This is a genomic window from Candidatus Polarisedimenticolia bacterium (assembly GCA_035764505.1).
Classification (GTDB): Bacteria; Acidobacteriota; Polarisedimenticolia; order Gp22-AA2; family AA152; genus AA152.
In genome coordinates, this window is sequence record DASTZC010000264.1 from 1 (window position 1) to 7133 (window position 7133).

A 7133-nucleotide genomic window follows, 5' to 3' on the forward strand; every position below is an offset into this window, starting at 1 on the left:
GAATGGAGGGCTGGGTCTCGGGGCCGTCGATGCTCGCGGCGAGAAGCGTGACTCCACGATCCCGGTACTTGTTCTCGATGTCCTGCAGGACCTGCAGGTCGCTGGCGCAGCTCCCTCACCAGGTCGACCAGAACATGGCCAGGACGACGCGCCCACGGAAATCGGAGAGCGCCACCTGCCTGCCCTGGAGATCCTTGAAGCGGAAATCGCGCGACGGTTTCGGGTCGGACCGCACCTCTCTTGGTTCCGGCGGCTGCAGGGACAGCTCCTTGCGCACCGCCTCGATCCCCTCTCCGACATCGGGATAGAACTGCGCCGAGAAGTTTCGCACGCGCTCCAGGCGGACCATCGCCTCGGCTCGCTTGCCGGTCCCGGCGTAGGCGGCGGCGAGGGCGAGATTGAGCCGGTCCGAGGCAATCGTGCCGTTGGGAAGGCTTGCGGATACGACGCCCCGGGGGGCTACCAGGGTCAATCCCGCGGAGCCGATTCCCGAATCGGCCGCCTCGGCTTCCAGCAGCTTGCGAATCGCCGCGGCGTATTCGTGCCGGGCGATGAGTATCCGCCCCTCGGCGATGGAAAGATTGAACTCCCTCTTATCGAGCCGCCCCTGGGCCTCCCGCCTTTTCCGGGGATCGCTCTCCAAAGCGAGTGCCTTCCTGTCCCGGTCAATCGCCTGGCGGACCCTGGCGACTGCGGGCTCGGCCATCTCGGGAGGAAAGGAGTGCTTCAGGTAGTACCAATCGAGAACGAAGTCGGGGGTGTAGTACTGCGAAGGCCGGCTGAGCATGCGCTGCAGAAGCCCGTTCAGACGCGCGTAGTCCAGCTTCCCCCGATCCTTCTCGAGGATGGCATCGATCAGCTCCCGCAGGACCACCTCCGGCTCGGGATAATCCGGATATTTCTGCAGGAACGCCTCGCACCGGGCGATTCGCTTGTCGCCCATGGGAGCGAGCATCGCCGCCTCGGCTTCCTCGTGCGCATCGCGCCATTTCTCCATCGACCAGCGCAGAGGCGGCGAGCCGGCGGCCTCGACTTCAGCCTCGACGCGCGGCGACGAAGACCTGGGCTCGATGGTGCATGAAAGGATGGTTCCGGAAAGCAGGACCAGGAGTGTCGCGAGGCCGATTCTGCCGCGCATGGAGGTCTCCTTGAACCGTAGGGGATCATTGCTGCCTTGAAATGCAGCCTAGTCCTCCCCCTGGGGCGGCGTCAATCGGCCTGGATTCGGCGGCTCCTGCCGTCGGCGGAAGCAGCTATTGACGCTCTTCCGGGCACTCTGTTACTGTCGGGTCAAGCTCAGTCAGTCTCCGTATCCGGCTCTCGTACAGGTTTGGGGAAAGGGAGGTAACCATGGGGCGGAGATTCGGCCCCCCGGTGTGCCTCGCTTTCCTTCTGTCGATTGCGACGTTCCTCGAGGCCGCTCCGGAAGCGTTCCTGCGCGGCAAGGTTGTTGACGGCGCCGGGTCCACGCTCCCCGGAGCCACCGTCGTCGTGGCCAACCAGGCCTCCGGCCTCCGGGAGCAAGGGACGATCACCGACGCGCAAGGGGCCTTCCGCTTCCCTTCGTTGCCACCGGGCCCCCATTACGAAATAACCATTTCACTTCCCGGCTACACCACCATCGTCATCACGGAGATCTCTCTCGAGCCCGGCGAAAGCCTCGAGCAGAACGTCGTCCTGCCGGCCGGCGACTTCAAGGAAACCGTGCGAGTCAGGGCCAAAACCCAGACCCTCGACACTGAGAAAGTCACCGCTTCCACCACCTTCACCTCCACCTTCATCGCAGAGCTGCCCATCCTGGGGCGTGACTACCAGGACATCCTCACGCTCGCGCCGGGTGTCACCGACGTGAACGGCACGGGAAATCCCAACATCCACGGCGCCCGGGACACCGACGTCGTCACGCTGGTGGACGGGGTCAGCACGACCGACCCCCTCACCGGCTACTACGGGCAGAACCTGAACATCGAGTCGATTGAGGAGCTGGAGGTGATCACCTCCGCGGCCACGGCGGAGTACAGCCGCGCGCAGGGGGGCTTCGCCAGCATTCTCACCAAATCGGGAGGCAACGAATTCAAGGGGACCTTCAAGGTGTTCGTGCGCTCCAACCGACTGGACGGCGATGGCGCCGGAACCGAGGACCCCGAGCTGGTTGGAGGGTTCCAGGAGGAGCGCGAGCTGCGCGATATGCATTTCACCGACCTCATGCCCTTTCTCGCCCTTTCCGGCGCGCTGGTGCGGGACCGGCTCTGGTACTACTTCACCACCGAATATGTCCAGCAAGAGACCCCGGTCCATGCGCTGAGCCAGGCATTCGTGACGCCCACCTACGAGTTCCGGAACTTCCTCAAGGTGACCTGGCAGATGCACCCGGCGCACCGTCTTGCCTTCTGGGCGGCGGTAGACGACAAGCGCCAGGAGAACCAGGGCCTCAGCAGCAGCACCGCCATCGAATCGGGCTATACCGCTTCGCGCGGCGGTCCCACCCTCACGCTGATCGAGACCGCGGTCTTTTCCCCTGTCTCCTTGCTGGAATCGACCCTTTCCTGGTTCGACAACCGCTTCAGCACGGTTCCCACCACCAACCCCGACACCAACCATAACGGCATTCTCTACGTGGACGATCAGGCGGATCTCGGTGGCAACGGCGACGGCATCCTCCAGGCCAGCGAGCGCGACCCCGGGGAAGACTGGGACCTGGACGGCCGCTACGACATCTTCGAGGACCTCAACTTCAACGGGATTCCGCTTCCCTCCGAAGACCTCGATGACGACGGTTGGACCCGGGATTGGCATTCCGGCTGCGAGGGGTACAACCAGGAGGACCTCAACTGCAACGGGCTGATGGATTCGGAGACGGACACCAACCTGAACGGCAGGGTCGATCCCGAAGAAGACGTGGGGATCCCCTACGACTGCGTCGGCAAGAAAGCCTTTTGTCCGGCGTCTACGGAAGGAGGAACGCGGGGGAACGGACGCTTCGATACCGAGGACCGCAACGGCAACGGGCTCCTCGACGTCGTGGGCGATTCAGGCTACACGACGACCCCCTTCTGGAATGACGCCGACGGCGACGGGGTTCCAGATCCGGGCGAGTTTCGCGTCCCGCTCCCTCCCGACCGCCAGATGCACACCGATCCCGCCGGCCGGACCACGGGTCCTTACAAGGTCGATTACCACGATCACCGGAAACGCATCACCTGGCGCGAGGATTCCTCCTTCTTCGTCGCGGAGGCCCTCGGAACGCACGATTTCAAGGGAGGAGCAATCTACGAGCACGAAGGATACGATGCCCGAACTTTCCAGCGGGCCACCCTCGAGGTCCCGACGCGCGCCCTGACCGCCACGCACAGCCGCGGGTCGAGCAACAGCACCAATGCCAGACCGTCGGCGGCTACCGCCATCCTGGGGATTCCAGCCGTCGTCAACAACACGGCCACCGGGGACAACCTGGGCCTCTACTTCCAGGACACCTGGAAGCCGGTGCCCAATCTGACCTTTGGGATAGGACTGCGGTTCGACTACGAGGACCTCTCCTCCTACGGCTACACGCCTTTCGATCCCGTGGCCGAGCGCGGGGAGTTCGACGCGCTCATGAAAGCGGCGGGCGTGGACACCAACGGCGACGATCGGATGAACGACCTGGGCCTCTGCTCGGACCCGCTGCGCAACTGCGGTCCCGGCGGCGACCTGTATCGGGAGGCGCTGGCTCACCAGCTGATCAAGGCGGCTTTTGGACGCTTCACGCGCCATCAGCGGGAAGTGGAGATATTCTCCCAGCACCTCGGCGATCTCACGGGGGATGGCAGCAACGATCTCCCAGGCGAGATTGGCAATGCCCGACGGGTGCGATCCGCGGAGACCTTCGACATCACCAACTCCAATCTGGCACCACGCCTCAGCCTCAGCTGGGACCCGTGGGGGGACGGGAAGACGATGGCCTTCGGCTCCTGGGGACGCTACTACGACAAGCTGTTTCTGGGCAGCCTGGTCCTCGAGCAGGGCCCGGATACCGTCGTGCGCGACTACGTCACCGACCACGACGGGGTGGACGATGAAGGTTATCCCGACAATATGCTGGGACTCGCTGTTTCCCAATCGCCGCTTTCCGCTTTTCAGGTGGATCGCGGCCTGTCCACCCCCTATAGCAACGAGTGGACGGCGGGATTCCGGCGGGAGCTGACTCCCGAGGTCCTGGTCTCGCTGCGGTACGTCCATCGCGATTTCCACGATCAGCTCCAGGACGTGGACCTGAATCACCAGCTCGTGCGCGATCCGGCGACGGGCCAATTGCTCGATCGCCTCGGCACGACGATCTGCTCGCCGCCGCTTCCCCAAGTCGAATGCGAGCGGGTTCCCAACGGCGCACCCGATCTGGCAATACAGAACTTCCTGTTCAACCGCGTCTTCCATCTCGGGAACACCAACGAGCAGCGTTATCGAGGCTGGGAGCTCGAGTTCGTCCGCAGGCTGAAGCGGAAATGGCAGATGGAGGCGAGCTACACCTATTCGACGACGCAGGGTGACGCCGAGAGCTTCAATTCCCTGGTCGGGAACGACCCGGCGCTGGCGGAGCTGGAGTGGGGCTACCTCGACTACGACCAGCGCCATGTCGTCAAGTTCAACGCCGTCGCCTATCTTCCGGGCGACTGGAGGCTGGGAGGGACCGCGCTCTGGGCTTCGGGGCTGCCCTATTCGAGCTTCAGCAACTATCTCGACGAGGACGATGCGGGCTTCCTGATGGGGCGGCGGGTCTATGGTCAGCTGGGTCCCGAAGGGTTCGGGTTCACTCCCGAAGCTCGCAACGTGCACCGCAACCCGGCTTCCTACCTGTTCAACGCGCGGGTGATGAAGAGTTTCGTGATCGGGAAGTCTTCCGCTTCGGCCTTCTTCGAAGTCTACAATCTTCTCAACAGCGACAACCTGCGCGTCTACGATGTCCGTCAGAAACCTGTCCAGCTGCTCTATCTCGGGAAGGAGGGGCCCGTGGTCTTCCCGCCGCAGGTCTCGCTGGACGGCGAGCGTGATTTCGGGCGACGGTTCCAGGTCGGGTTCCAGTTCGATTTCTAGCGCGACGTCGGGGGGACGGATGCGCCGGACCATTGGATGGGTTCTGTCGGCTTTCGCGGTCTGCGCCGTGGCGCTCACCGCCACGCGTGCCGCGGACGATGCGACTTTGACCGGGAAGGTTCTCGACGCGCTGGGAAGGCCGCTGCCCGGGGCCGGTGTCATCCTGCGCAACCGGGAGGTTGCCTTCCAGGAGCAGGGAACGATCACCCATGCCGACGGAGAGTTCCGCTTCTTGCTCCTCCCTCCCGGCCCGCACTACGAGCTGACGGTCTCCCTGGCCGGATACACCACCATCATCTTTTCGGACCTGTCGCTCGAGTCAGGCAGGACGCTGGTCCAGAACGTTGCGCTCCGGCCGGCCACCGACCTGAAGGAAACGGTCCGCGTCCAGGGGAAGAGCCAGACCCTCGACACCGAGAAGGTCACCGCCTCCACCACCTTCACCTCCGAGTTCATCGCCGAGCTGCCGATCCTGGGGCGCGACTACCAGGACATCCTGACCCTGGCCCCCGGCGTCACCGACGTGAACGGGACCGGCAACCCCAACATTCATGGCGCCCGCGACACCGATGTCGTCACCCTGGTAGATGGCGTCAGCACCACCGACCCGTTCACCGGCTATTTCGGCCAGAACCTGAACATCGAGTCGATCCAGGAGCTGGAGGTGATCACTTCCGCCGCGACCGCGCAGTACAGCCGCGCGCAGGGAGGCTTCGCCAACATCCTCACGAAATCGGGAAGCAACGAGTTCGCGGGAACCTTTAAGCTCTTCGTGCGCAGCGGCCTGCTGGACGGGGACGGCGCCGGGCTCGACGACCCCGAGCTGACGGGAGGCTTCCAGGGCGACAAGGTGGTCCGGGAGCAGCACTTCACCGATCTCATGCCGTTCCTGTCGGTCTCAGGCAGGATCGTCGCCGACCGCCTCTGGTACTACCTGGCCGCCGAGTACATCCACCAGGAGACACCGGTCAATGCCCTCACGCATGCGTTCGTGACCCCGGTCTACGGCTATCGGGGATTCTTCAAGACCACCTGGCAGATGCATGCATCGCACCGTCTCGCCTTCTCGGTCATTCTCGACAAGGAGCACCGAGAGAACGAAGGGATCGACAGCCTTGCCGATGCCGAGTCGGGGTATTACCTCACCCGCGGCGGCCCGACGCTCACGCTGCGGGAATCGGCGGTCTTCTCACCGACGCGGATGCTCGAATCGGCGGTCTCCTGGTTCGACAACCGCTTTTCGCAGAATCCCACCACCGACCCCGACACCAACGACAACGGCGTCCTGTACATCGACGACCATCCGGAATGGGGGGGAAACGGCAACGGCATCTTCGACGCCAGGGAGCGGGATCCCGGCGAGGACTGGGACGACGACCGCCATTTCGACGTCTACGAGGACATCAACTTCAACAATTTTGCGGAGGGCAACGAGGACCTCGACGGCGACGGGAGGGTTCGGGCCAGCGAAGCAGGATGCGAGGGGTACGGACACGAGGATCTGAATTGCAACGGACGACTCGACTCGGAAATCGACGCGAACCTGAACGGCACGCTGGATCCTCAGGAGGACGTCGGGATTCGTTATTACTGCGATCAGTGGGTCGGCTACTGCCCCTCCGATTACGTGGAAGGGACGCGCGGCAACGGGCGCTACGACACCGAGGATCGCAACGGCAATGGCCGGCTGGACGTCGTTGGCGATTCGGGAATGACGACGACCCCCTTCTGGATCGATGCCAACGGCAACGGTCGACCGGAGAGCGGTGAGTACCGGATGCCGCTCGCTCCCGACCGGGACCTCGGCACCGACCTGGACGGAAGGACCACCGGTCCGGCCGTTTTCGAGTACCACGATCACCGCACCCGCTTTTCCTGGCTCGAGGATTTCTCGCTCTACGTCGGCGAGGCGGCGGGCACACATGACCTGAAGGTGGGAGGGTCCTACGAGCACGAAGGCTACGACAGCGATACGTTCCAGCGTCCGGTCATCACCTATCCCTCCGGCTCGAAGGGCGCCACTCGGAGCCGCACAGGCGACCCGGCCGCGACGCGTGGCAACG

The 7133-nt window shown here is 64.2% G+C and carries 3 protein-coding genes; 2 read left to right on the forward strand and 1 reads right to left on the reverse strand.

Translation table 11 applies throughout. The features are described from left to right. Positions 1 to 115 precede the first annotated feature (115 nt). A complete protein-coding gene (locus VFW45_17100) occupies positions 116 to 1138 on the reverse strand; it encodes a hypothetical protein (GenBank protein ID HEU5182507.1) in 1023 nt (340 codons plus the stop codon). Between the two features lie 212 nt (positions 1139 to 1350). Between VFW45_17100 and VFW45_17105 the strand changes: the two genes are divergently transcribed. Continuing rightward, a complete protein-coding gene (locus tag VFW45_17105) occupies positions 1351 to 5070 on the forward strand; it encodes a TonB-dependent receptor (protein HEU5182508.1) in 3720 nt (1239 codons plus the stop codon). A gap of 19 nt (positions 5071 to 5089) precedes the next feature. Continuing rightward, on the forward strand, positions 5090 to 7133 hold a 2044-nt coding region (locus tag VFW45_17110), incomplete at its 3' end, for a carboxypeptidase regulatory-like domain-containing protein (GenBank protein ID HEU5182509.1).